The organism is Salinivibrio kushneri, assembly GCF_005280275.1.
Taxonomy (GTDB): domain Bacteria; phylum Pseudomonadota; class Gammaproteobacteria; order Enterobacterales; family Vibrionaceae; genus Salinivibrio; species Salinivibrio kushneri.
This window is the reverse complement of sequence record NZ_CP040021.1, coordinates 806,611-831,871: the sequence shown is the minus strand read 5'-3', so window position 1 is coordinate 831,871 and position 25,261 is coordinate 806,611. Positions and strand designations below refer to the sequence as shown.

Genomic DNA, 25,261 nt, shown 5'->3' with positions numbered 1-25,261 from the left:
GCGTGAAACAAGGATGCTTACCGCCCCGGTTAACGCCGTTGCGGATCAATCAGTTTACGCAGCATCGAGGCCACCGTGACAAACACCAGCGCCACCGCCAACACCGGCAACACCGCCCAAAGCTCTGGGTGCAGGCGTACCTCCATTTCAAAGCCCCACTTAAGCAAGCCAACCATCGCCGCTTCTGCGCCGAGTACCGCCATAAGGCCAGACACCAAGGCCATCACACCGTACTCGCTCCATAAGGTACGCTGAATACGAGTGCGGCTCGCGCCCAAGGTGCGATAGAGGTTTATCTCCTGCTGACGCTCGCTCAAGCTAATACGCAGCAAGGTGAGCAGCAGTAACAGGCCGCTGATCACCGCCAGCCCCGCCAACACCGAAAGCGACAAGCCAATTTGACGCAAAATCGACTGAATACGGCTGCTCATGGTGCGCAAATCAAGCAGCGTGACTGTCGGATACTCCCGCGCCAAGCGATTGAGCAAGGGCGTTTGCGATTCATCGAGCCTGAAGCTCACCAGCCAGTTGGCGGGTTTGTCGGCGAGCGTCTCGCGGTCGAAAATAAAATAGAAGTTAGGCCGCATATTGCGCCACTCTACTTCACGAATCGAGTTCACCGTGGCGGTAAAGTCTTGGCCGGTCACGCTAAAGGTCAGGCTGTCGCCAATCTCAATCTCCAAGCGCTCGGCAATGTCGGCCTCCACTGATACACCATTCTCGGTTGGCCAGTCTCCGGCAATCACCTCATTGTGTGATGGCAAGGTTTCGCGCCAGGTGAAGTTAAGCTCGCGGCGCAAAGCCTCATCGGCTTCATCACGTTCGGCTTCATCGGTGGGGAGCTGATAACGCTCACCGTTTTTGCCCACCAGCCGGCCACGCACTATGGGGTAGGCATCGGAGCGCATCAGGCTAGCGTCATCGAGTTCACCTACATAGTCTTGCTGCTCACTGGGGGCGATATTCACCGCAAACACATTAGGCGCATCGGGTGGCAGCATCCGTCCCCAATCGGCAAGCAAATCGGTGCGCAGCAGCCAGATAATCGCCAAGAGCATAAAGGAGATCGCCAGCGCCCCTAACTGCACGCTGCTAGCCAGTTTGTTGCGGGTAATTCGGCTTAGAGCGAGCTTGACCGACGGCGCGCGCACCCGTGATTTCACCAACCTAAGCAGCCCTAACCCTGCCAGCGCCAGCAAGACGATCATCACCGCCATCGCCCCCAGCACTGTCCATAGCAAGGTGTTGTCGAACGCCCACAGCGCAAGCGCCCCTACCGGTATCGCAATCAAGACAGCCGCGGTGCCGCGACGGCGACGCCCACGAGCCGCCTGCGATTGCACCGCCGCTAACGCGGGTGCATCCAGCAGTTTAAGCAGCGGCACACCCAAGGCAGGCAGCGCCACCAAAAGCGCGACGCCGGGCGCAAGCACCCAAGGCACCCAGCCATAGCTTGGTAGTGGCGAGGGCAGCACATCGGTCAGCGGCAAGCGCAATAGCACTTCAAGCGTGTAACCCGCCGCTAACCCCACGGCGGTGGCAAGGACAAACAATAAGGTTAACTGCCGTGCCAACCAGCGTCGCACCCATTGTTGGCTGGCGCCTAAACTTTTTAGCATCGCCACCAAATCGGCGCGGCTTTTAGCATAGTGCTGACAGGTTAAGGTTAAGGTGGCCGCGGCCATCACAATCACCAGCACCACGGTTAACGACAGGTACTGACGGCTGCGATCCAGCATATCCCCAGTGCGATCAGAGGTGTTTTCATCCACCCAGCGCTCACCATCTTGCAGTGTATAACTGGCTTTAGCCGCGCTTAGGCTGGGCTCGTCACCGGTTAAAAAGTAGCGATAACGCACCCGACTGCCTTCGCGTACCACGCCAGCGGCAGGCACATCATCGCGATGCATCATCACCGCGGGCATTTGGCTAAAGGGGTTAAATGACAGCTCTGGCTCGGCGGCCAAAGTACCGCTGACGTTGAGATCAAGGTTACCAATCGAGACGCTGTCGCCGGGTTTGACGCTCAGCAAACTGAACACCCGCTCAGACAGCCATAGCTCACCGGGTTGAATACGTCGGTCACCGCCAATCGCTTGGCCGTTTTGCTCCAGCACCAAGTCGCCACGCAACGGATACAGGCTATCCACCGCTTTCACGCTCACCAGCTGCATCTTTTGCTCGCTGAATGCCATGGTGCCAAAGCGGGTTTGGGCAGATACCGTGGCACCGGCTTGTTTAAACGCCTCAATTTGTTCGGTGTTGAGCGGCTGACGAGCACGCAGCACGGTATCGGCGGCAATCAGGTTGCGCCCTTGCTGGGTGAGCACGTTTTCAATGCGATCGGCCAATGCCGACAGCGCAAACACACAGGTGATGATCAGTGCCAGCGCCACCGCCACTGGCCAAATTTGCCCGTGTAACAGTTCGCGCCACGCCCAGCGATTGAGTAGTCCGTTTTTACTCGCCATTCACTCGCTCCTGTAGTTTGCCGCTGTCCATCATCAAGGTACGCTGACAACGCTTGGCTAGCGCCGGATCGTGAGTGACCAACACCAAGGTGGTGCCATGCTTTTCGTTTAGTTCAAACAATAAATCGATAATGGTCGCCGCGGTTTTTTGGTCGAGGTTGCCGGTCGGCTCATCGGCAAATAACACGTGCGGGCGGATAATAAAGGCGCGCGCCAGAGCCACCCGTTGTTGCTCCCCGCCAGAGAGCTGTGAAGGTAAGTGTGTTTCCCGTCCTTGTAACCCTACCGAGGCCAGCAGTTGCTTGGCGCGGGTGTCGTCTTCTTCCTCTCCGCGAATGGTCAGCGGCAGCATCACGTTCTCAAGCGCGTTCAGTGAGGGCACCAGTAAAAAACTTTGGAACACAAACCCCACCGATTCGGCTCGCAGCGCCGCGCGCGCATCTTCATCCAAGGTGGAAAGCTTGTGGCCAAGCAGATCGACCTCGCCTTCACTGGGCGTATCTAATCCGGCAAGCAAGGTCATCAAGGTGGATTTCCCTGCGCCGGACACACCCATTAATGCAATCGACTCGCCTGCCTCGATTTGTAGCGAGACATCCTGCAGAATGGTAAGCGGCTGTTCGCGTGTCACGACATGTTTTGCAATTTTTTCGGCTCGAATAACAGGAGAGGCCATGTTACGCATCCTTACTTTGTTGTGTTTTTTGTGGGTGAGCAGTGCCAGTGCACAAACGCTCCTTGTCCTTGGTGACAGCTTAAGCGCTGGCTACCAAATGGCGGCTGAACAAGCCTGGCCTGCTAAGCTACCGCGCGCGCTCGAAGAACATAATGTCGAGGTTGAGGTGATTAACGCCAGTATTTCCGGCGACACCACCGCCAATGGCCTGCAGCGTCTGCCGCAATTATTAGAACGCCACCAGCCCGAATGGGTGCTGATTGAACTCGGCGGCAACGATGGCCTACGCGGTTGGCCATTTAAACGTATACGAGACAACCTTAAGCAATTGATCACCCAAACTCGCGCGGCCGATGCCACGCCTTTGTTGGTGCAAATCCAAATCCCGCCTAATTATGGTCAGCGCTATGCACAAGGGTTTGCTGATATTTATCCTACACTGGCGGCGCAAACACAAACCCCATTACTGCCCTTTTTTATGGAGACTGTGATCCAAAAGCCTGAATGGATGCGTGATGATGGCATTCACCCGATGCCCGCCGCACAACCTTGGATTGCCGATTTTATGGCAGAAAAACTCGCGCCTTACTTGTCTGACGCAACCGAATCATGAATGAGGATCTTATGGACACTGCCTCACCGCTGAATAACGCCATTTTAATCACCGGCTGTTCTACCGGCATCGGCTATGCCTGCGCCAAAGCCTTGCATGAGCAAGGACACACGGTGATCGCCAGTTGCCGAAAGGCTGACGATGTCAGCCGTTTACAGCAAGAAGGCCTAACTTGTATTCAGTTAGATGTGTCAGACACGGCCAGCATCAACCAAGCGGTCGACACAATCGAGCAAATGACCGGCGGCAAACTCTTTGCGCTGTTTAATAACGGTGCTTATGGTCAACCCGGCGCGCTGGAAGATTTGCCCACCGAGGCCTTACGCGCTCAGTTTGAGACCAATGTGTTTGGCTGGCACCATTTAACCCAAGCCTTATTGCCTATGCTGCTTAATTACGGCGAAGGACGCATTGTGCAAAACAGCTCGGTGCTGGGTATCGTGGCATTGAAGTATCGCGGCGCCTATAACGCCAGCAAGTTTGCCCTCGAAGGCTGGACCGATACTTTGCGTTTAGAGCTGAGCGACACACCGATTAAGGTGAGCTTGATTGAGCCTGGCCCAATTGAAACGGCATTTCGTGCCAATGCGCTCAGCGCCTTTAAACATTGGGTCGACCTCAATAAAAGCCGTCATCAGCAGGCCTACCAAGCCCAACTTGACCGCCTCGCGGCGGACGAAGGCGGCAACAAATATACGTTGCCTGCCGACGCGCTTGTCGCGCCGCTGACGCATGCCTTGTTCTCGCCTCGCCCCAAAGTGCGTTATCGCGTGACCCAACCGACGGTTTGGATGGCAATCCTCAAACGGCTCCTTCCCAGTCGTTGGCTCGATCGGGTATTGCTCAAAGGCGGTTAATGCAACAGCGAAAAAACCACCACAAAAGCGTGGCTGCTGTCGCATTTGTCATACTTTTGTCATAGACGAGCGCTAATCTGGTAGTCACTGGTGGACAACGTCCGTTAGGACACTGTCCATCGACAACGCAACATCCTCGATAACAATCATAAAGGAGCCGGCTGATGACCTTGCATCAATTGAACTGGCTCTGCTTGAGCGTCGCTTTGTGCGTGGTGCTCGTGTTGTAACTCGCACTTGCTTTGTAATGACTTCGCTTGCAGACCGACGAAATAGGCCACCTTCGGGTGGCTTTTTCGTAGCTGTTACGTTTCGCCCCTTTTCACCTTTCGGTTCGATCCGCCATCACACGCCCAAATACAAGCCCAGTTGCTTGAATTTCTGCACGTTTGCCCCCACCCTTAAGGAAAATCCACTTGGTCAGGATCCATGATGAACGCAAACTATATTGTCGAATTAACCGAGCATAATTTTCAGCAAATTCTCGAGTCATCGTCTCGCACGCCCGTATTGGTGTACTTTTGGGCGAACATGATGCCCGAAAGCGTGGAGCTAAAACCCACCGTCGAACAACTTGCTCACGACAGTCATGGCACCTTTACCCTTGCAACCATCGATTGCGAAGCGCAACAAATGATTGCCGCGCAATTTGGCGTCCGTGCGCTGCCAACTCTGGCGCTGTTTAAAGACGGTCAGCCGGTAGACGGTTTAGCTGGCCCACAAAACTACGACACAGTGCGCGAAATGCTTGATAAGCACCTACCTAGTCAAGAAGATCAAGCGTTCGAGCAAGCACGTCAGCTCATGGCCGAAGGCAACTATACCGATGCTTTGGTCATTTTAAAGCCACTGGAAACCAGTCACGGCGATAAAGGCGAGTATAAACTGGCGATGGCGGAATGCTTGGTCGAGACCCATCAGTTTGATGCGGCGCAAGCGCTGCTCGACACCGTGCTGATGCAAGATCAAGATGCCACCTACAAAAGCTTGGTGGCAAAAATTGAGCTGCATAACCAAGCGATTGATGCCCCTGAAATCCGCCGCCTTCAGGCCCAACTCGAGGAAAGCCCAGACGACGCCAACGTCGCTTATGAGTTGGCGGTGCAATATAATCAGATTAATCGCAGTGAAGAGGCGCTGGAGTTACTGATGAAGATTCTTCGCCGCGATATGAATCATGGCGAGGGTGAAGCCAAGAAAACCCTGATGGATATTCTTACCGCACTCGGCCAAGGCAATGAAGTCGCGTCGCGTTATCGTCGTCAGCTCTATTCGCTGCTTTACTAAATGCTAGTTTGTCGCGGGCGGTTCAGCCCCTGACGCACAACAACTTGAGGGGCTGGAGTCTAACTCGCCTAGCTCACTGTCACCGCGCAGTGCTTCGATAATCGGGCACTGCGCGTCACCATCTCCCGGACAGGCCTGCGTTAGAGCGTGCAGTGTGGTTTTCATTGCCGCCAGTTCTGCCATTTTCTCATCAATCTCTACCAATTTTGTCTCGGCGCGCGCTTTGACATCGGCACTGCGTAACGACGGATCGCGCGATAACGCTAACAAATCCGCACTTTCTTCCAAGGTAAAGCCCACTAATCGCGCACGGCGGATCATTTGCAGCTCATTGATATGCTGCTCGCGATAATCGCGATAGCCGTTTTCCGCTCGATGCGGCGGCGTGATCAGCCCTTTCTGCTCGTAAAAGCGAATGGTTTTGCTGGTGAGGCCAGTTTTCTCTGCCACTTGTTGAATCTTCATTTTTCTCGCTTGACCTTCCAGTAGCTATAAGGTTTACAGTTTAGCCTAACTGGCGTTGCGACAAACGCCAACATCGAATCATGTCAGGCGATAAGGAGAGGCAATGACCACCACCGACACTCACATCACCGACTACACACTGCCGCTGAGTGGCTTAAGCTGCCAAGGCTGTGTGAAAAAAGCGACAAAAGCGCTTGAGGGTATCGACGGGATTCGCATTGAGAACATTGATACCCAGTCAGTGTCGTTAGAAGCCCTGGGTGAGAGCACTGAGTACCCACTACGCCAAGCAGTCAACGCGATTGAAGCGCTCGGCTATCAGGTCGGTGAGCATTATCACTTGGTCTTAAGCGGGCTAAACTGCGGCCGCTGTGTGGCCAAGGTCGAAGCAGCGCTGGACGAGCAGCCCACGGTGTTTTCTCATTCGGTCAGTAAAACTCATGCAGATATTCACACCAGCTTGAGCTTGGCGTCCATCATCCAAACCATTGAGAACCTTGGCTATCAAGTCGGTTATCAGCATCAATTGGCATTATCGGGGTTAAGCTGCGGTCACTGCGTGGCGAAAGTAGAGCGTGCGTTCGATGAAAACGATGCGGTTTTTGACTACCAAGTCAGCAAAGACGCGGCGACCGTACGCACGACGCTTAGCGCCGAGACGCTGATTGAAACGATCACATCTTTAGGCTTTGAGGCCACACTCATCGACCCCAGCCAAGAAACGCCCTCATCCACCGAGCCGCATCAACCTCAAACTGCGACCACTAAGGTTGACCAACAGGCCGAAACGCCGCCACGCACTGAGACCTCATCCAGCCATTCACGTATGCAGTTTGTGTTATCTGGCATGACATGCGCAAGCTGTGTCAAAAGTGTTGAAACTGCCATCAGCAGTGTGGATGGCGTGGCCAATGTGAGTGTGAATCTGGCCGAGCGCAGTGCGATTGTAAAAGGTGATGCCTCACCTGACGCTATCGTTGAGGCCGTGGAAAACGCCGGCTATGGCGCTGAGAAAGTCGAGGATGACAATGATCGTCGCGAGCGCCAGCAGCACCAACAAGCCGCGGAATTGAAAAACTTTAAACGCAGCACGATCGCTGGCTTGGGCCTGGGTGGCCCGATTATGGCTTGGGGAATATTGGGTGGCAGTATGACCATTCAATCCAGCCAAGATCAGTGGGCGTGGGGCGCGGTGGCCATCCTTACCCTCTTGCTGCTCGCCACCGGGGGGCGTCATTTCTTCGCCAATGCTTGGCAAGCGCTGAAGCACAAACGTGCCACCATGGATTCTTTAGTGGCGCTCGGGACAGGCGCAGCATGGCTGTATTCTACCGCGGTGGTGCTCGCACCTGCCTTGTTCCCCGAGCAGGCGCGTCATGTGTACTTTGAAGCCTCAGCGATGATCATTGGTTTAATCAGCTTAGGCCACGCGATTGAGGCGCGCGCACGTGCCAACACCTCCAAAGCGCTTGACCAGCTGCTTGATTTGCAGCCGCCCACGGCGCTGGTTATCGAGAACGGCCAGGAGACAGAGCGTCCGCTTGATGAAGTCAAACAAGGGATGACGCTTAGGGTAAAACCGGGTGCGAAAGTGCCGGTAGATGGTGAAGTGGTCGAAGGCAGCAGCTATATTGACGAGTCGATGCTCACGGGTGAACCCGTGCCGGTCAGCAAACAACAGGGAGACACGCTGCACGCGGGGACAGTCAACCAAAAAGGGAGCCTGACGTTTAAAGCCACTGGTGTGGGTAGCGATACCATGCTGGCGCGTATTATCGATTTGGTGCGCGAGGCACAGAGCAGTAAGCCCGAGCTGGCCAAGCTTGCCGATCGCATTTCCGCGGTGTTTGTACCCATCGTGGTCGCTATTGCGTTGGTTACAGCGGCTATCTGGTATGTTGTCGGCCCCGAGCCGTCGGTCAGCTACATGCTAGTCACCGCCACCACGGTGCTAATTATCGCTTGTCCATGTGCGCTTGGCCTCGCCACGCCTTTATCGGTCACCGCGGCGGTCGGTCGCGCTGCCGAAGTCGGGGTATTAATTCGTGATGCGGATGCGCTACAAACTGCGGCCAAGCTCCATACCCTAGTGTTTGATAAAACCGGGACATTGACACGCGGCCAGCCGGAAGTGACCCATGTAAAAGCGATTAACGGCGACCAAGCGCGTTTGATGGCGATCGCCGCCTCGCTGGAGCAACACTCCGAGCATCCGCTGGCGCAGGCCATTGTTAATGATGCCAAGGCACAGGATCTCTCACTGCCAACGTCAAACGACTTTAACAGCGAGTCTGGCAAGGGGATCCAGGCGCAAATTGATGGTACGCGTTACTTCATTGGCAACCAAGCCTGGATGGACGCACAAGGGATCGAGACTGCCTCCTATCAAAGTGACATCGACGCCATGACTCAGCGTGGCGAGACTGCCATCTATCTTGCCAATGCAGACAGTGTGCAAGCGCTGATTGGCGTCAGTGATCCTATTCGCGACGATGCTATTGAGGCGATTGCCAACCTGCAATCGCAAGGGCTCGAAGTGATCATGCTCTCTGGTGACCATCCTGATACAGCCAATGCCATTGGTCGTCAGCTAGGGATTGATCACGTGATTGCTGGGGTGCTACCCGATGGTAAATCGGAACAAATTCAACAGCTGCAACAGCAAGGCAAGCGTGTGGCGATGGTCGGTGACGGCATTAATGACGCCCCTGCACTCGCACAAGCCGATGTGGGTGTCGCTATGGGCAGTGGCAGTGACATTGCCATAGAAAGTGCGCAAATCACTCTAATGCACCAGCACCTGGGGGCATTGGCTAACGCGATTGCTTTATCTCAAGCCGCCGTGCGCAATATGAAGCAGAACCTCTTTGGTGCCTTTATTTATAACACCTTAGGGATCCCAGTCGCGGCCGGCATCCTTTACCCATTCACCGGGATGTTATTGAGCCCAGTTATCGCAGGGGGCGCGATGGCGCTATCTTCGATTACGGTTGTCACCAACGCCAATCGACTACGTTTTTTCAAAATAAAATCAGACAATAAGTAACAAGGAGCGAGAATGAAGCGTTTACAACTACTTGCTGGAGTCGTGGGCCTGATGAGCACCTCGGCGATGGCGGCAAGCGGTGTGGTGTATAAATCTCCCAGCTGTGGCTGTTGCGACGATTGGGTTGAGCATATGGCGCAAGCCGGTTTTGAGCTGGAGGTTAAACCGCATGACGATATGGCGTCCATCAAGCAAGAAATGGGCGTGCCCGCGGAGATGCAATCGTGCCATACCGCACGTATCAACGGCTATGTGATTGAAGGCCATGTGCCCGCGCAAGAAGTGAAAAAGCTTCTTGCTACCCACACAGGCTATGAAGGTCTCGCTGTTGCCGGCATGCCGATCGGCTCGCCGGGCATGGAATATGGCGAACGCCACCAGCCCTACACAGTGATGGCGTTTGATGACGCAGGCAACACGCAAGCCTTCCAGCATTACCCAAAGCCATAAGCTCACCGTCAGCATAACGAAAAAACCCCAGCCTTTCGGCTGGGGTTTCTTATTGGTCGGTGAAGAGGGATTCGAACCCCCGACCCTCTGGTCCCAAACCAGATGCGCTACCAAACTGCGCTATTCACCGTTAATGCTTTTTACGTCTACCAAGTAACCTTCGATCACTCAGTTTTAAAATAATGGTCGGTGAAGAGGGATTTGATGGGGCGGCCCCCGCGGGACCGGGCTCCCGGCCCCCGACCAAATACGCTCTCCACTACCTGAATAATGGTCGGTGAAGAGGGATTCGATGCGACCGGGCTTCCGGCCCCCGACCAAACGCGCTCTCCACTAACTGAATAATGGTCGGTGAAGAGGGATTCGAACCCCCGACCCTCTGGTCCCAAACCAGATGCGCTACCAAACTGCGCTATTCACCGACAATGTTCTTTACATCAGCCAAGTAATCCTAGATTACCGAGCTTAAAAATAGTGGTCGGTGAAGAAGGATTCGATTGGACCGGCTTCCGGCCCCCGACCCTCTGGTCCCAAACCAGATGCGCTACCAAACTGCGCTATTCACCGACATATCTAACAAGTTTTACGAACAGGCATCGAACTTGTCAAGCAGCTTAGTATGCGCTTAAGTGCATCCTCGCTGCTGAAGTCGCCTATCATACTCAAGCACCGAGAAACCTCAAGCCCTAGCGGCTTATTTTTTCATTCAACCGCTCTAAACGGTGAAAGTCGCATCAGTTGCGCGCAGTTTGTGATCAGATCGTTGTTAACAAATGTTGATAATTTGTTCGCCATTTCTCTTGATCCTGATCAGTATTCAACCCGCTTCCTATTGGCATCCTGACCCTACATTAACGGACGCGAGGGTACAGACTATGGACTTTTGGCTTGATCTACTTTTCGGCAACGCCGTGGGCTTGTCATCCATGATTGTCATCATCTGTACATTTGGCCTGATCAGCTTTTTCGGCGGCTATTTTGTCTACAAAGTGATGACTTCCAAACCTCAATAACCTGTTTTATTGCCTACCTATCTTTAAGCAAACTTGCTTAACCTGGAGTTGCATGGTTGGTCACAGAGTGTGGCTCTAGGTTTCTTTTTTTATTTTCGTTTATACTGTCCCCAAATGACTCCACGACGCACATGGCACTGTAGTGATGAGTGATAAAAATGAATTTGAGCTGTTTCGAGAAATGATGTCAGACGTGGCACCCATCAAGCAGGACACGGTTGAGGAGCAAACAGGCTCGCATCAGCCCACTGAGGCCCAGCTTGCACGCCAACAGGCCGCACAGAAACTGGCAAACAGCGATCCTGAATACCTGTCACTCGAGTACGCCCAGATGGTTAAGCCCGACGAGGTGATGGCCTACAAGCGCGATGGCGTACAGGATGGCGTGTTTCGTAAACTACGACTAGGCAAATATGACGTCAACGCAAGGCTCGACCTGCACAAGATGTCATTGGAAAAAGCCCGAGATGAAATTTTACGTTTTTTAAAACAATGCCAGCGTATGGATGTGCGCACCGTGATCATTGTGCATGGAAAAGGCAAGCGTAGTAACCCACAGGCAATGATGAAAAGCTATGTCTGTCAGTGGCTACAACAAATTTCAGATGTGCTCTGCTACCACTCGGCACTGCGTCATCAAGGCGGTACCGGCGCGTTATATGTGATGATCAAAAAAAGCCAAGAGAAAAAGCTAGAAACCCGCGAGCGCCACTTAAGTCACCGCCCCTAACTGCAAAAAGACTGGCGGGCTGCCAGTCTTTTTATTAACGCGTCTGTTTGTTGCCTCTAGCTGCGCCTCACTATTGCAGCGTCACCACCACACGTACCGCCAGCGCAATCAATACCACGCCTGAAAGCTTATCCACCCACACGCCGTGGTGACGTAGCTTGTCGACAATGGCAGGGCTGGATAACAAAAAGGCTATCAAGGTGTACCAAAGCCCATCAATCAATAATGGTGTCAACACAATCACACTGCGGCTAAATAAATCCGTGCCCACTGCAACAAACTGACTAAACAAGGCAATAAAAAATAGTGCCAGCTTTGGGTTGAGCATCGAGATCATCGCCCCATCACGTGCCGCCTCGCCTAAACTGGCGGGTTGTCCCGCTTCTAGTTTGGCTGCCACCCCACCCTTACTCAGCAAGGACTTCACCCCTAGCCAAGCGAGGTAGCCAGCGCCGGCATAGGCAATGACGGTAAAAAGCAACGGGGATTGTTTAAAGATAACCGCCAACCCTAACATCGTAATAAGCGCGTAGAGGCCAACCCCCAAGGCATGCGCCCATGAAGCCACAATGCCATGTAAGCGACTATTGGCAAGGCTATGCTTTGCCATTACCACCAAGCTCGGCCCGGGCGACATCGCCCCAAGCATGCAAACCAACGCGAGCGACGCCCAAATGGTAAGAGTCATCTGTGTATCCTTCTTATTTATTCGCCAATCGCGGCATATTGCCCCGCCGTCAAAGACAGCAGATCGTCCGGTGAGAGTTCGATTTCCAATCCACGCCGCCCAGCACTGACACAAATAGTCTCAAACTGCTGCGCGGAGCTGTCGACAAGCGTCGGTAGCCGCTTTTTCTGGCCTAGGGGGCTGATCCCTCCGACCAGGTAGCCTGTTGTGCGCTGGGCCACTTGCGGATCGGCCATGGTTGCTTTCTTGCCACCCGCGGCTTTGGCAGCGGCTTTTAGGTTGAGGCTACCTTTGACGGGGACAACCGCCACCGCTAGCTGCTTGCTGTCACCATTAATACAAAACAATAGTGTTTTGAATACCCGAGCCGGGTCTTGCCCTAACGCTTGGACAGCTTCTTCACCAAAATTAAGGTTATTCGGATCGTGCTGGTACTGGTGAACTTCAAACGCAATGCTTTGTTTTTCTGCTAATTTAATTGCAGGCGTCATCGTTTTTGCCACTTGTTTGTAAACCCGTCACTAATGATTACATAAAAAAAGCGGCACCGCATCGGTACCGCTTTTTGTTCTGACAATCTTACAGCCATTTATTTGTAAACGATCTCGCCTTGTGGCGCATAGTCATTAACATCGATTGGGCTGTTGGCTTCCAGATAGTCTTTCAATACTTCTGCATCAACAAAGCCAGTATTGACGTTACCAGGGTGATTAGTCAGTTTTGGATAGCCGTCGCCGCCTGCAGCGTTAAAGCTTGGCACGGTGAAGCGATAGGTTTTATCCATATCAATGGGCTCACCGCCAATCTTCACGTCATGGACTTTACCGTCTTCAACGACCATCGACAGACCCGCAAATTGCGCGTAAGCACCCGAATCAACTGGCTTGGTTCCCACCACATTCAGGTAATCCATCACTTCTTTACCGCTCATGTCGGTATAGGTGACCATATTGCCAAACGGCTGCACTTTGAGCACGTCTTTATAGGTGATGTCACCGGCAATGATAGAGTCACGCACACCGCCTGAGTTCATGACCGCAAAGTCTGCTTTGGCGCGTTCCATATGAGCGGTGGCAATCAGACGACCTAGGTTAGTCTGCTGGAAGCGCACAATGTTGCGATCGCCCACTAGCTTGCCGTTGCTCTCGGCAATTTTCACGCTCAGCTTTTCTTGCCCTTTGTCTTGGTAAGGCTTCAAGAAGTCATACAGCGCTTGGTCTTTTTCAATTTCATCTTGAATAAAGACGCGTTTTTTCTCGCCATCAACCTTAATTTTCTTCTTCAGGTTAACCGGGATCAGGTCATAGCTAACCAGGCTAAGGTCGCCGTTTTGGAATTCAAATTCCGCTTTACCGACATACTTACCCCATTCGTGAGCTTGCATAATCCACGCGCCATTTTGTTGGTCTGGCGTACATGCATCCCCAGGCTCGAAGGTCTTGTTATACATGTTCGGGCCTTCCATACACACAGGCTCTTGTGAGTGGCCGCCGATGATAAGGTCGAGGTCACCGTCATCCATGTAACGTGCTAGCGCCACATCGCCTGGGGCATTCACGCCGCTCTTACCGTCGGCGTAGTGACCCATATGGGTCGCGGCGATAATGATGTCGGGCTTCTCGGTTTCTTTCAGCTTGGCGATCACTTTTTTCGCTTCGGCTTTCGGGTCGCGGAAGTCGAGAGAACCAATGTATTCTGGGTTACCGATTTTGGCCGTGTCTTCGGTGGTCAGACCCACAACCGCAATTTTCAACCCATTGCGCTCAAACATCTCGTAAGCCTGATACTTACGCTCACCGGTTTCTTTGTCGTAAATGTTGGCAGAAAGCATCGGGAAGTCAGCCCACTGCATTTGCTGTTCAAGCACGCTGAGCGGGTTATCGAACTCATGGTTACCAATGGCCATTGCATCGTAACCAATTTGAGTCATCCCTTTAAAATCAGGCTCCGCTTGCAGCAAATCTGACTCTGGTACGCCCGTGTTGATGTCGCCGCCCGACAGGAGCAGTACTTCGCTGCCTTCCGCTTTGGCTTCTGCGCGCAGATCATCAATCAAGGTTTTACGTGCTGCCATGCCGTATTCGCCATAGCGGTTGTGCCAGAAACGACCGTGGTGATCGTTGGTATGAAGAATGGTGAGTTTATAAGTAGTATCTGGCGCCCAACCTTGCTCTTGTGTCTCTGAACCAGAGTTGGCACAGCCTGCCAATGAGGCAATTAATGCAGCGCTGACCGCTGCCTTTAAACAAAGACGTTCCTTCATGATCATAGACCTTTTTAGCGATGGATAAACCACCATCGACATCATTGTCGGTGGTTATAAAACGCTGTCTAGTCTAAAAGAATTGATGCTATGGTGCTGAGTGATTTCATATTTTTGTTGCTGCGATCACCTTACAACGCTTAGGCAAGGCGACTTTGGTGATCGAGACAAAATTTATAGAGTCTGAACTCTAGACAGATCAAAAACGGCGCAGCCTTTGCTTACCTATCTAGACAAGAAAAGACAGCGCCGTGATGTGTCAACCATGGCGATTAAGCGCGACGCGCTTGCCACCATCGGCGGCTAATCACCGCAATCAATGCCGACGCGGCGAGGAAGAAACAATAGTAAGAGTGGCTAACAATCACCAACGGCGACAAGCCAAAGCTGGCACCGAGGAGCAGGATTTGTGCGCCATAAGGGATCAGGCCTTGTACCACGCAGGAAAAGATATCCAACAAGCTGGCACTGCGTTTGGCCAGCACCGCGTGCTCACTGGCGATGTTTTTCGCCACTTGCCCAGAGACCACAATCGCAACCGTGTTGTTGGCGGTACACAAGTTAGAAAAAGACACTAACAAGGCGATACCAAATTCACTCGCGCGGGAGTGATGCGAGCCACGTTTTTTTTCAAACCGAGCGATCACCCGATTCACCGCCTGGGTCAAAAAGCTCAGCCCACCTTGGCAACGCATCAGCTCGGCGATCCCGCCAATCATCAGCGACAAGACAAAGATTTCTTGCATGCTGGCAAAACCTGCTTTGACCTCTTGGCTGAAGGTCAGCAACGTGAAGTCAGGGGTGCTCATTAACCCCACACACAGCGCCAAGGCAATCCCAGCGGTGAGCACCACAAACACGTTTAATCCCGCCAGCGCCAATACAATGATCGACAAATAGGGTAATACCGCCAGATAGTTAATGCTCTCTGGTGCGTCGACGGGTGCGCTTTGGTTGTTAAATACAAACAGAATAATCGCGGCGATGGCGGCGGGAATGGCTATCCCCACGTTCTCTTTGAACTTGTCACGCATGCTACAGCCTTGTGAGCGCGTCGCAGCGATGGTGGTGTCAGAGATAAAAGAAAGGTTATCACCAAACATCGCCCCGCTTAGCAGTACACCGGCCATCACCGCCGGTGCCTGCCCCGTGGCTGTCGCCATATTCAATGCAAAAGGCGCTAATGCGGCAATGGTGCCCATCGAGGTGCCCATTGCCGTAGAGATAAACGCCGCAATCACAAATAGTCCGGGTAAGATCAAGCTCTCTGGGATCAGGGTCAGTCCCAGATTGACCGTGGCCTCTACCCCACCCGTGGCATCGGCGACCGCGGAAAAAGCACCGGCGAGCAGATAAATTAAGCACATAGCAATAATGTCGCCGTGTCCCATACCGCGAATAAATTGTTCAATGGCGGTGTTCAGGCGCTCACGGCTCAAGCCAATGGCCAGGATCACTGCAGGCAGAATAGCGACGTGCGCAGGAAGCTGATAAAACGCGTAGTCCGCACCTTCTAGAGTAAAATACACCCCCGCTCCGATAAAAAGGGTTAAAAATAAAAGTAGCGGGAGAAGTGCGAGCGCCGAGGGCCGCGGTGCGGTGTTTGCTGATGTTGTCATGGCAGTTTTTTTCATACCTCTTTTAAAACTGTGATCAAGATACAGACCTCTAGCCGTCCAGTCAACAAATGGACGTCTAAACATCTAAATATCTTGATTGCTTGTCTAGATTGCTGACTCATTACTCAGCAACAGCTGACCTTCCCTTTTATCCTAGGAACCGCGCCCGTCACTGGCTGACCTATTGTGTTTCAATACAGACAAAAAAAGCTGCCATTTCGGCAGCTTTCTTATCGGTATCGATCGACCGCTAATTAGCGGATATCAATCTCTTCAAAGTTTTTAATCACATCATCCAGCGCTTTCATTTGTGCGAGGAAAGGCTCGAGTTTGTCTAGCGGTAGCGCTGACGGGCCATCACAACGGGCATTGTCTGGGTCTGGGTGTGCTTCGATAAACAAACCAGCAATTTTGGTGCCTAAACCCGCACGGGCTAGATCAACCGTTTGCTGACGGCGGCCACCAGACGCCGCGCCTTGTGGATCACGACATTGCAGCGCGTGGGTGACATCAAAGATGATCGGGCTGCCGTTAGAGGCCTTTTTCATCACATCAAAGCCGAGCATATCCACCACCAAGTTATCGTAACCGTGGCAGCTACCACGCTCACACAAGATCACCTTCTCGTTGCCGCACTCGGCAAATTTGTCGACGATGTTGCCGACTTGGCCAGGGCTCATAAACTGGGGTTTTTTAACGTTGATCACCGCATCGGTTTTGGCCATGGCTTCAACCAAGTCGGTTTGGCGCGCTAAGAAGGCGGGCAACTGGATCACATCTGCTACTTCCGCTACCGGTGCCGCTTGATATTGCTCGTGGATGTCAGTAATCACTTTGACGCCGAAAGTGCTTTTTAGCTCTTCAAAGATCTTGAGCCCCTCTTCCATGCCCGGGCCACGGTAAGAATGCACTGATGAGCGGTTCGCTTTGTCGAATGAAGCTTTGAAAACATAGGGAATGCCAAGCTTGTCGGTCACCTTGACGTAATGCTCACAAATTTGCATGGCCAAATCGCGTGATTCCAGCACGTTCATGCCAGCAAACAAGGTAAACGGGCGATCGTTGGCAACAGGAGTGTCACCAATGTGGACGGTTTTTTGCGTCATACAGGTATCCTTAGTCATGCGTGATCACGCATCAATGTAACGTCGGTTGCTCTTCGTTAAGCGCTTTTACTTGCATTTTTAGCAGCTCTGCTGCCGGATCATCCGGGCATTGCTCAATAAAATACTCGTAATCAGTCGCCGCCACACGATCGCAATCCAGTTGTTGGAAAATATAGCCGCGGTCGCGAATCTCGTAAGGATCATCAGGGCTAAAGGTTAGCGCAAGCTCACTACAACGCAGCGCCATGGCGTATTTTTCTTCCCGTAATAGCGCACTTTTCGCCACAGTAAGCCAACGACCGATAATGGTGGGGTTGTCACTTGGCTGCAAGTGCGACGCTTCAAGCTCGGCAAGTGGGCCTTGGCTTCCTTTGAGCCAGCCACGCAAAATGCGCTCGTTAACCCGTTCGCCGTTAAACGGGTTGATGAAAACGGGGGCGTCCTCTAACTCATCAATACGCAGCACCAGCTGGCTGGGGAACGCCATTGGCTTAACCGGCAGCGACAAGCGCTCGCACAGGTATAAGAAGACAGCGCCCAATGAAGCTGGGATCCCAGTTTTACGCTCTAACACCTTATTAATAAAGACATTATCCGATGAAAAGTACTGCTCGATGTCGCCTTTAAATTGCCACTGGTGATAAAAAAGACGACACAGGCCATCCAGTCGTAATGCCATATCGGGCTCGGCACCAAGCTGGTGCTCGGCTTCGTCGGCAAGGCGATCCAGCGACGCTTTAATCTGATGCACATCGACTGACGAGTCGATGGCATGGTTCAGAGTCGCCGCCCCTTCTGCCAGTGTGAGCGTGTCTAATTGTTGATCGGTTAATGGCATCATGTTTATCCCATTACGTGAGGAACTTTGAGTAGTGCAAGGTTCGCCGCGGCATAGGCCCACCCTAATGCGCCTAAAAAGGCCACAGTGCGGAACAGTTTGCCTCGGCTGTAGTGCAAGGCGACAAAGCCCAAGGCAATGTAAGCTAAGACACAGGTCAGCTTTTCTGTCAGCCACGCGCCGGATTCGGTGAAGGGAATAAACCCGGTCACAAAAATCAGCGCCACACCGGTGCTTAGTAATAGGGTATCGACCACATGCGGGGTGACCTTGACCCATTTTTTATTCATCATCTCACTGCCACGCATCACCCAGACAAATCGGATAACGAATAACGAAAGGCTTAACACCACGGTAAGTAAGTGGGTGTGCTTAAGGGCCATGTAGATCATAACGATTCCTGCTTCCTATCAGTGTCAGTTAAAGTCGCTGTGCCAAGGTGATTCTATCGAGCCCAGCGTAATCTTGTTGGGTTTTGGCATCGGGCCAGCCGGCGTCTTTCCATGCCGCCCGGACCGCTTCGCCTTGGTTATAACCATGCTCGACCATCAACCAGCCCCCATCGACCAGATACGTGGGTGCGGTTTGGCCGATGTGACGAATCGCGGCTAAGCCACTTTCTTCGGCGACCAAAGCACTGGCGGGTTCAAAGCGGACATCGCCTTGCTGAAGGTGTGGATCATCGCCGTCAATATACGGTGGGTTACTCACAATCACCTCAAACCGATTCATATCACTGAGTGCGCTGAACCAGTCGCTTTGAATAAAGTGGGCGTTTGAGAGGTGGTTGTCGTGCGCATTTCGGCTTGCCAAGGCAACCGCTTCAGGCATCAGATCAACGCCCACAACGGTGACATCAGGCCGCTCGCTGGCAATGGCTAAAGCCACAGCCCCCGTTCCGGTGCCTAAATCCAGCACACGGCAAGGCGTGGCAGGCAACACGGCCAGCGCTTGTTCCACCAGCAGCTCGGTTTCAGGGCGCGGGATCAAGGTGGTCGGTGACACATTGAGTCGTAAGGTCCAAAAATCGCGGTAACCCAAAATATACGCCACGGGCTCGCCTTGTAGACGACGAGCAAACAACTGACGAAATTGCGCTAATTGTGCGGCGGTGAGTTTGCGCTCTGGCCAGGTATAAAGGTAACTGCTTGGTTGTCCTAACACATGGCAGAGCAACGCCCTAACGTCGACGCCTGCAGCGCCGCCCGATAAAGCGGTCAGCTCTGTGGTGCTATCGGCCAGTAATGCGCTGATCGTCGCTGTCATTATTGCTGCTCAGACAAGGCGGCAAGTTGGTCGGCTTGGTGCTCTTGAATCACCGGGTCGACCAGGCTATCCAGGTCACCTTGCATGACATCGTCGAGACGATACAAGGTCAGGTTGATTCGGTGATCCGATACCCGCCCTTGCGGATAATTGTAGGTGCGAATACGGTCTGAGCGGTCACCCGAGCCCAGCAGGTTACGGCGCGTTGACGCTTCTTCTGCGGCGCGCTTTTCTTCTTCCGCTTTAATCAAGCGTGCTGCCAGTACCGACATCGCTTTGGCGCGGTTTTTGTGTTGTGAGCGCTCATCCTGACATTCCACCACAGTGCCAGTCGGCAAGTGAGTAATACGAATGGCAGAATCTGTGGTGTTGACGTGCTGACCACCGGCACCGGATGCACGGAAGGTATCAACTTTCAGATCGGCTGGGTTAATCTCTGGCGCTTCCGCTTCTGGGATTTCTGGCAAAATCGCCACAGTACAGGCCGAGGTATGCACGCGCCCTTGTGATTCTGTTGCGGGCACGCGCTGCACGCGATGGCCGCCAGATTCAAACTTGAGCACACCATACGCACCTTCTCCAGCAACACGGGCAATCACTTCTTTAAAGCCGCCGTGCTCCCCTTCACTGGCACTAATAATTTCCAGTTTCCAGCCGCGCTGCTCAGCATAACGGCTATACATGCGGAATAAATCCCCGGCAAAAATCCCGGCTTCATCCCCACCGGCACCGGCGCGAATTTCTAGGAAACAATTGCGGTCATCGTTCGGATCTTTCGGCAATAGCAAAATCTGGAGCTGATCGGTCAGTGACTCAATGGTTTGTTCAGCCTGCGCGACTTCCTCTTGCGCCATTTCACGCATCTCTGCGTCATCTTCGTTGGCCATCTCTTGGGCAGCCGCCAAGTCTTCTTGCGCTTGCTTGAACTCAGTAAAGCACTTGATCACCTCTTCCAGCTGCGAATACTCTTTCGACAACGCGCGGAATTTGTTCTGATCATTAATGATATCTGGGGTGCCGAGCAGGTGCTGAACTTCTTCGTAACGCTCAGATAGCGACTCTAGCTTGGCTAATATTGATGCTTTCATATATCTCTTCGTTAGTTGTCACTGTCCAGCCCCAAACAAACACGCATCACCGCCAGTTTATCCGGCTCACCATTTTGTGCAGCTTGCTGCATCGCCTGCGTGGGGGGGTGGATCAGTTTATTGGTCAGGCGGTTACTCAGCTGGCGTAATACGCTCTCTGCGTCAGCACCATTGGCTAGAGCCTGAATACTTTGCTCCAATTCCGCCTGTTTAATGTGTTCAGACTGTGTGCGGTACTGCTTGATACTGTCTACCGCTTCGCGTGAGCGCAGCCAGCGCATAAAATCAGCACTTTCTTCGGTCACAATCGCTTCGGCCTGAATCGCCGCTAACTTTCGCTGCTCGCGGTTGTGCTCCACAATCGACTGTAAGTCATCCACGCTGTATAGGTACGCATCCGCGAGACTGCCCACGTTTTCATCAATGTCACGCGGGACAGCAATATCAATCAGCAACATGGGTTGATGACGCCGCTGTTTCAAGGCTTTTTCGACCATCGCCTTTTCAATCAATGGCATGGGCGCGGCCGTCGAGCTAATCACGATGTCGGCCTGGCAGAGTTGCTCTGGAAGCGCCTCAAGCCCCGACATCTTGGCGTCAAATTGTTCGGCAAGTGCCTGCGCGCGTGATTGTGTGCGGTTAGCAAATATAATTTGACTGCATTGATGCTCTTTTAAATGCCTGGCCACCAGCTCAATGGTCTCGCCGGCGCCCACTAGCAAGGTTGTCACGTCCGATAACGACTCAAAAATTTGGCGCGCCAATGTGCAAGCGGCAAAAGCCACTGATACCGCATTGCCGCCAATCTCGGTCTCGGTGCGGATCCGCTTCGCCACTGCAAAGGTTTTATGAAACAATTTCTCCAATGAGCCAGAAATCATTCCCGCTTTCCCGGCACTGGCGTACGCTTGCTTGACCTGCCCCAATATTTGCGGCTCGCCTAACACCAAGGAGTCTAACCCGCAGGCTACCCGCATCAGATGCTTCACCGCAGATTGCTCTTCATGGTAATAAATGCTGGCCATCAGGCTATCGCTACTGAGCTGATGAAAGCGCGTTAGCCATTCCACTAATACCCCAACACCCGGCTGATTTAGCTCCGCATAAATCTCAGTGCGGTTGCAGGTTGAAACGATCACGCAACTGCGCACCTGTGGATGCTCGGAAAGCTGCCCTAACGCCTGCTCAAGTTGTTGCGGCGAAAAGGCGACCTTTTCCCGCAGCTCGACGGGGGCCGTTTTGTGATTAATTCCGAGAACTAACAGGCTCATGAAGCGTTGTTACCGACAGCACCAGTAAGGATTGGAGCGGAGGATTTTACTTGATGCCCCCCGCGAATTAAAGCGAACATTGTATCGCAGCATTTTCGTGGCACGGAAATGTGAAGCCTCGCGAAATCGATGTAAAGGTATACAACAGCTAACATGCCTTTATTTCCTCCACACAACCAAGCGCTTGACTGGCTTCTCTCCGTCCGGCGCTTGTGGCAAAGTAGCGTTACACAGCGATTGGAGTCGGCGAACGACAACAAGCGGTCGGTTGACGAAAACAAAAAGGATACTCGGTTTGATGTTCTCCTCTATACGCGTGAGCGTCTTGGCACTGTTTTTAACGCTACTAGCGGGGTGTGCCACTGCCCCAGCCCCCACGACTGAGTGGCAGAGTCATCGCGACGCCTTGGTATCGGTGGATAGCTACACCGCACGGGGTAAGGTCGCGTTTATTGCCCCGAGCACACGTTTTTCTGCCAATTTGTACTGGCGGTATTCGCCCGCCCAATCTCAACTGCGGCTCACCAACTTTCTCGGCACCACCTTGCTGTCGTTAACCATGAATGAACAAGGTGCGGTCTTAATTGATGACCAAGGTGATCGCTATCAAGATACCGATCCGGCCCGTTTGGTCGCCTATTTGACTGGGGCACACTTACCTATCGACGCGCTTGCCCCTTGGCTCATTGGACTACCACGCGCACAAGATAGCTTTTCGCTGGGGTCAGATAACCGTGTTGCGACCCTCAACGGGGCGCAAGGCTGGGACATTGACTATCAAGACTACAGCGCTGACACGCAGCCTGCGCTCCCCACACGTATTACCCTGACCCGAGACCAGCAAACCGTTAAATTGATGATTTCTGATTGGACGCTCGATAATGACTGAACCCACCTTTTGGCCCGCGCCTGCCAAACTTAACTTATTTCTCTACATCACCGGCCGTCGCGACAATGGTTATCATGAGCTGCAAACCCTGTTTCAGTTTCTCGACCATGGCGACACACTAGCTATTACGCCGAACGCGAGTGGCACGATCAGCCTCAGTCCCGCGATAGAGGGGGTCAGTGAAAACGACAACTTGATTGTCAAAGCCGCGAAAGCGTTGCAGCAGCATACAGGATGCCAACAAGGCGCGCACATCGATGTGGAAAAACGTCTCCCCATGGGCGGCGGTCTGGGCGGTGGGTCATCCGATGCGGCCACCACGCTGGTTGCACTCAATCATTTGTGGCAAACCCAAGTAAGCCAACAAACGCTGGCGCAACTCGGCCTGACGCTAGGTGCCGATGTGCCGATTTTCATTTATGGGCAGGCGGCAGTGGCTGAAGGCATTGGAGAAGTCTTTACGCCCGTTGCGCCACGCGAGAAATACTACTTGGTGGTGAAGCCTGACGTGTCTATTTCCACCGCAGCCATTTTCACTCACCCTCAGTTGCAACGAAACACGCCAAAGCGCACAGTTTCTGCGCTTATGGCACAAAAATACGAAAACGATTGCGAAAAGATAGCCCGTAAACAATTCCCCGAGGTTGATAAGGCTGTTTCGTGGCTGCTAGAATACGCGCCGTCTAGGATGACTGGGACAGGCGCGTGCGTGTTTGCCGAGTTTGACACTGCACAAGATGCCCAGGCCACACTCGACACTATGCCTAACTGGCTGACAGGGTTTGTTGCACGTGGGTTGAATCGTTCACCCCTACTTGATGTGCTGCAGCAACAAACCGTCGGTCAGTGACTACTAAATGGATGCAACCCGAGGTTTCCACCGTGCCTGATATGAAGCTGTTCGCTGGTAACGCGACACCCGTTCTCGCCCAACGTATCGCAAACCGTCTTTACATGTCACTGGGTGACGCCACTGTAGGCCGTTTTTCTGACGGTGAAGTGTGCGTTCAGATTAACGAGAATGTGCGCGGTAGTGACGTGTTCGTCCTCCAGTCCACCTGCGCCCCGACCAATGACAACTTAATGGAACTGGTCGTTATGATAGACGCGTTTCGACGTGCATCGGCTGGCCGCATAACCGCTGTGATCCCTTACTTTGGTTATGCCCGTCAAGACCGCCGCGTCCGCTCCTCTCGTGTTCCTATCACCGCAAAAGTCATTGCAGATTTCCTTTCTAACGTGGGTGTTGACCGCGTCCTGACCGTTGATCTCCACGCTGAACAAATCCAAGGCTTCTTCGACGTACCGGTCGATAACATCTTTGGTACCCCTGTTCTGCTTGAAGACATGCTGGCGAAGAACCTGGAAGACCCTGTGGTTGTGTCTCCTGACATTGGCGGCGTTGTCCGCGCGCGTGCCACTGCGAAGCTGCTGGATGACACTGACATCGCGATTATCGACAAGCGCCGTCCACGTGCCAACGTCTCACAGGTTATGCACTTGATTGGCGATGTTGAAGGGCGTGACTGCATCATCGTTGATGACATGATTGATACCGGTGGCACCCTGTGTAAAGCGGCCGAAGCGTTGAAAAACCGCGGCGCTAAGCGCGTCTTCGCTTACGCGACTCACCCCGTTTTCTCTGGCGATGCTCCGAAGAATATCGCTGAGTCTGTGATTGATGAAATCGTGGTGACTGACTCTACCCCACTGAGCGCCGAGATCCAGGCCACTGGCCGCGTATCGCAATTAACGCTCTCTGGCATGCTGGCCGAAGCAATTCGCCGTATCAGCAACGAAGAGTCTATCTCTGCGATGTTTAACTCGTAAGTTAGCCACTAGGCATTGAGTTAGCCACAGCAACCGCGCCTAAGCGCCCTGCCTTTGTGCAGGGTGTTTTTTTATCGGCCATTTACCGGTGCTGGCTCGACCCTTTAGTCACAACAATGGTAGGATATGTCGCCTTTTTGCGTGGGCGCGATGCTCACCGGCTACGATGAGTAGACAGATAGCGAGAAACGTCGTGAGTAATCAGATCCGCTTACTAGTTGGATTGGCCAATCCAGGGCCAGAATATGCCCAAACACGCCACAACGCGGGCGCTTGGGTCGTGCAAGAGCTTGCGCGGATCCACAATGCACCGTTAAAAGAAGAAAAGAAATTCTTTGGTTTGACGGGCCGTATCAATGTCCACGGGCAAGATCTGCGTTTGTTGATCCCAACCACGTACATGAATTTGTCCGGGAAGGCCGTGCAAGCACTGGCGAACTTTTACAATATTCCCGTCGACGCCATCATGGTGGCGCATGACGAACTAGACTTACCACCCGGTGTGGCCAAGTTTAAACAAGGTGGTGGGCACGGTGGCCATAATGGCCTGCGTGACATCATCAGCAAACTGGCAAATGATAAATCATTTTATCGACTTCGGATTGGTGTTGGCCATCCGGGTCACAAGGATAAGGTGGCGGGATATGTGCTTACCAAAGCCCCCGCCAATGAGCAGAGTCTGTTAGAACAGGCCACTGATGAGGCGGTTCGCAGCCTTGAAATACTGCTCAAAGACGATCTTGCTAAAGCGCAAAATCGTTTACATACCTTCAAAGCACAGTAATTTTGATTAAA

General features: G+C 53.0%; 24 protein-coding genes and 3 tRNA genes. 11 read left to right on the top strand and 16 right to left on the bottom strand.

What is annotated here, in order from left to right; genetic code table 11:
• Nucleotides 1–29: 29 nt before the first annotated feature.
• Together FCN78_RS04055 and FCN78_RS04050 are read right to left on the bottom strand one after the other, a co-directional pair.
• Nucleotides 30–2,471: an ABC transporter permease gene (locus FCN78_RS04055; RefSeq protein WP_077658823.1), complete on the bottom strand. Its 2,442-nt coding sequence runs from the start codon at nucleotides 2,469–2,471 to the stop codon at nucleotides 30–32.
• Nucleotides 2,461–3,147 carry an ABC transporter ATP-binding protein gene (locus FCN78_RS04050; protein ID WP_077520248.1) on the bottom strand — a complete coding sequence of 229 codons (687 nt, stop codon included), beginning with the start codon at nucleotides 3,145–3,147 and terminating at the stop codon, nucleotides 2,461–2,463. The genes FCN78_RS04055 and FCN78_RS04050 overlap by 11 nt, the downstream gene beginning before the upstream one ends.
• On the opposite strand from FCN78_RS04050, the gene tesA reads away from it, so the two are divergent.
• The 3 genes from tesA (at nucleotide 3,146) to FCN78_RS04035 (ending at nucleotide 5,904) form a co-directional block, all read left to right on the top strand.
• Nucleotides 3,146–3,760, top strand: a complete 615-nt coding sequence (gene tesA, locus FCN78_RS04045; RefSeq protein WP_077658822.1) for a multifunctional acyl-CoA thioesterase I/protease I/lysophospholipase L1 — start codon at nucleotides 3,146–3,148, stop codon at nucleotides 3,758–3,760. The two genes, FCN78_RS04050 and tesA, sit on opposite strands and share 2 nt — an antisense overlap.
• Before the next feature lie 29 nt (nucleotides 3,761–3,789).
• A complete protein-coding gene (locus tag FCN78_RS04040) occupies nucleotides 3,790–4,617 on the top strand; it encodes an SDR family oxidoreductase (RefSeq protein WP_077599615.1) in 828 nt (275 codons plus the stop codon).
• 432 nt (nucleotides 4,618–5,049) lie between these two features.
• Nucleotides 5,050–5,904 (top strand): thioredoxin family protein, encoded by an 855-nt coding sequence (locus FCN78_RS04035; protein WP_069361174.1) that lies wholly within the window; start codon nucleotides 5,050–5,052, stop codon nucleotides 5,902–5,904.
• A gap of 3 nt (nucleotides 5,905–5,907) precedes the next feature.
• On the opposite strand, the gene cueR is transcribed toward FCN78_RS04035, so the two are convergent.
• Nucleotides 5,908–6,369, bottom strand: coding sequence for a Cu(I)-responsive transcriptional regulator (gene cueR / locus FCN78_RS04030; RefSeq protein WP_077658821.1), 462 nt, complete (start codon nucleotides 6,367–6,369; stop codon nucleotides 5,908–5,910).
• A gap of 103 nt (nucleotides 6,370–6,472) precedes the next feature.
• Between cueR and FCN78_RS04025 the strand changes: the two genes are divergently transcribed.
• Both FCN78_RS04025 and FCN78_RS04020 read left to right on the top strand, forming a co-directional pair.
• Entirely contained in the window at nucleotides 6,473–9,415 is a 2,943-nt protein-coding gene (locus FCN78_RS04025; protein ID WP_077658820.1) for a cation transporter, read from the top strand.
• A 12-nt stretch (nucleotides 9,416–9,427) separates the two neighbouring features.
• Entirely contained in the window at nucleotides 9,428–9,865 is a 438-nt protein-coding gene (locus FCN78_RS04020) for a DUF411 domain-containing protein (protein WP_077658819.1), read from the top strand.
• 53 nt (nucleotides 9,866–9,918) lie between these two features.
• Here the strand turns inward: FCN78_RS04020 and FCN78_RS04015 are convergent.
• From FCN78_RS04015 to FCN78_RS04005, 3 genes are all read right to left on the bottom strand, one after another.
• Nucleotides 9,919–9,995 (bottom strand) — tRNA-Pro (locus tag FCN78_RS04015).
• Between the two features lie 215 nt (nucleotides 9,996–10,210).
• Nucleotides 10,211–10,287, bottom strand: a tRNA-Pro gene (locus FCN78_RS04010).
• 53 nt (nucleotides 10,288–10,340) lie between these two features.
• Nucleotides 10,341–10,432: transfer RNA gene (locus tag FCN78_RS04005), tRNA-Pro, on the bottom strand.
• Between the two features lie 308 nt (nucleotides 10,433–10,740).
• Here FCN78_RS04005 and FCN78_RS04000 point away from each other — a divergent pair.
• Both FCN78_RS04000 and smrA read left to right on the top strand, forming a co-directional pair.
• Entirely contained in the window at nucleotides 10,741–10,878 is a 138-nt protein-coding gene (locus tag FCN78_RS04000; RefSeq protein WP_046073685.1) for a DUF3149 domain-containing protein, read from the top strand.
• A gap of 145 nt (nucleotides 10,879–11,023) precedes the next feature.
• The gene (gene smrA, locus FCN78_RS03995) at nucleotides 11,024–11,608 is read left to right on the top strand and encodes a DNA endonuclease SmrA (RefSeq protein WP_077658818.1); all 585 of its coding nucleotides are present in this window, start codon (nucleotides 11,024–11,026) and stop codon (nucleotides 11,606–11,608) included.
• Between the two features lie 70 nt (nucleotides 11,609–11,678).
• On the opposite strand, the gene FCN78_RS03990 is transcribed toward smrA, so the two are convergent.
• From FCN78_RS03990 to hemA, 10 genes are all read right to left on the bottom strand, one after another.
• Nucleotides 11,679–12,296 carry a LysE family translocator gene (locus tag FCN78_RS03990; RefSeq protein WP_077599564.1) on the bottom strand — a complete coding sequence of 206 codons (618 nt, stop codon included), beginning with the start codon at nucleotides 12,294–12,296 and terminating at the stop codon, nucleotides 11,679–11,681.
• A 17-nt stretch (nucleotides 12,297–12,313) separates the two neighbouring features.
• On the bottom strand, nucleotides 12,314–12,787 hold the full coding sequence (gene ybaK / locus FCN78_RS03985; protein ID WP_077658817.1) for a Cys-tRNA(Pro) deacylase: 474 nt from the start codon (nucleotides 12,785–12,787) through the stop codon (nucleotides 12,314–12,316).
• A gap of 98 nt (nucleotides 12,788–12,885) precedes the next feature.
• Nucleotides 12,886–14,559 (bottom strand): bifunctional UDP-sugar hydrolase/5'-nucleotidase UshA, encoded by a 1,674-nt coding sequence (ushA, locus tag FCN78_RS03980; RefSeq protein WP_077658884.1) that lies wholly within the window; start codon nucleotides 14,557–14,559, stop codon nucleotides 12,886–12,888.
• 272 nt (nucleotides 14,560–14,831) lie between these two features.
• The gene (locus tag FCN78_RS03975; protein ID WP_077658883.1) at nucleotides 14,832–16,178 is read right to left on the bottom strand and encodes a Na+/H+ antiporter NhaC family protein; all 1,347 of its coding nucleotides are present in this window, start codon (nucleotides 16,176–16,178) and stop codon (nucleotides 14,832–14,834) included.
• A 254-nt stretch (nucleotides 16,179–16,432) separates the two neighbouring features.
• The gene (kdsA, locus tag FCN78_RS03970) at nucleotides 16,433–17,284 is read right to left on the bottom strand and encodes a 3-deoxy-8-phosphooctulonate synthase (RefSeq protein WP_069361079.1); all 852 of its coding nucleotides are present in this window, start codon (nucleotides 17,282–17,284) and stop codon (nucleotides 16,433–16,435) included.
• A 31-nt stretch (nucleotides 17,285–17,315) separates the two neighbouring features.
• Entirely contained in the window at nucleotides 17,316–18,125 is an 810-nt protein-coding gene (locus FCN78_RS03965) for a SirB1 family protein (RefSeq protein ID WP_077456901.1), read from the bottom strand.
• A gap of 2 nt (nucleotides 18,126–18,127) precedes the next feature.
• Nucleotides 18,128–18,511, bottom strand: coding sequence for a SirB2 family protein (locus tag FCN78_RS03960; protein ID WP_069361178.1), 384 nt, complete (start codon nucleotides 18,509–18,511; stop codon nucleotides 18,128–18,130).
• 31 nt (nucleotides 18,512–18,542) lie between these two features.
• A complete protein-coding gene (gene prmC, locus FCN78_RS03955; RefSeq protein ID WP_077605528.1) occupies nucleotides 18,543–19,388 on the bottom strand; it encodes a peptide chain release factor N(5)-glutamine methyltransferase in 846 nt (281 codons plus the stop codon).
• Entirely contained in the window at nucleotides 19,388–20,476 is a 1,089-nt protein-coding gene (gene prfA, locus FCN78_RS03950; protein ID WP_069361082.1) for a peptide chain release factor 1, read from the bottom strand. Before prfA ends, prmC begins: the two co-directional genes overlap by 1 nt.
• An 11-nt stretch (nucleotides 20,477–20,487) precedes the next feature.
• Entirely contained in the window at nucleotides 20,488–21,747 is a 1,260-nt protein-coding gene (hemA, locus tag FCN78_RS03945) for a glutamyl-tRNA reductase (protein WP_077658816.1), read from the bottom strand.
• 298 nt (nucleotides 21,748–22,045) lie between these two features.
• Between hemA and lolB the strand changes: the two genes are divergently transcribed.
• The 4 genes from lolB to pth all read left to right on the top strand — a co-directional run bounded on the left by lolB (nucleotide 22,046) and on the right by pth (nucleotide 25,250).
• Entirely contained in the window at nucleotides 22,046–22,636 is a 591-nt protein-coding gene (gene lolB, locus FCN78_RS03940; protein WP_077658815.1) for a lipoprotein insertase outer membrane protein LolB, read from the top strand.
• On the top strand, nucleotides 22,629–23,486 hold the full coding sequence (gene ispE, locus FCN78_RS03935; protein WP_077658814.1) for a 4-(cytidine 5'-diphospho)-2-C-methyl-D-erythritol kinase: 858 nt from the start codon (nucleotides 22,629–22,631) through the stop codon (nucleotides 23,484–23,486). The genes lolB and ispE overlap by 8 nt, the downstream gene beginning before the upstream one ends.
• Nucleotides 23,487–23,518: 32 nt before the next feature.
• Nucleotides 23,519–24,466 carry a ribose-phosphate pyrophosphokinase gene (locus tag FCN78_RS03930; RefSeq protein ID WP_046073862.1) on the top strand — a complete coding sequence of 316 codons (948 nt, stop codon included), beginning with the start codon at nucleotides 23,519–23,521 and terminating at the stop codon, nucleotides 24,464–24,466.
• 193 nt (nucleotides 24,467–24,659) lie between these two features.
• Nucleotides 24,660–25,250, top strand: coding sequence for an aminoacyl-tRNA hydrolase (gene pth, locus FCN78_RS15830; protein ID WP_046073696.1), 591 nt, complete (start codon nucleotides 24,660–24,662; stop codon nucleotides 25,248–25,250).
• Nucleotides 25,251–25,261 lie beyond the last annotated feature (11 nt).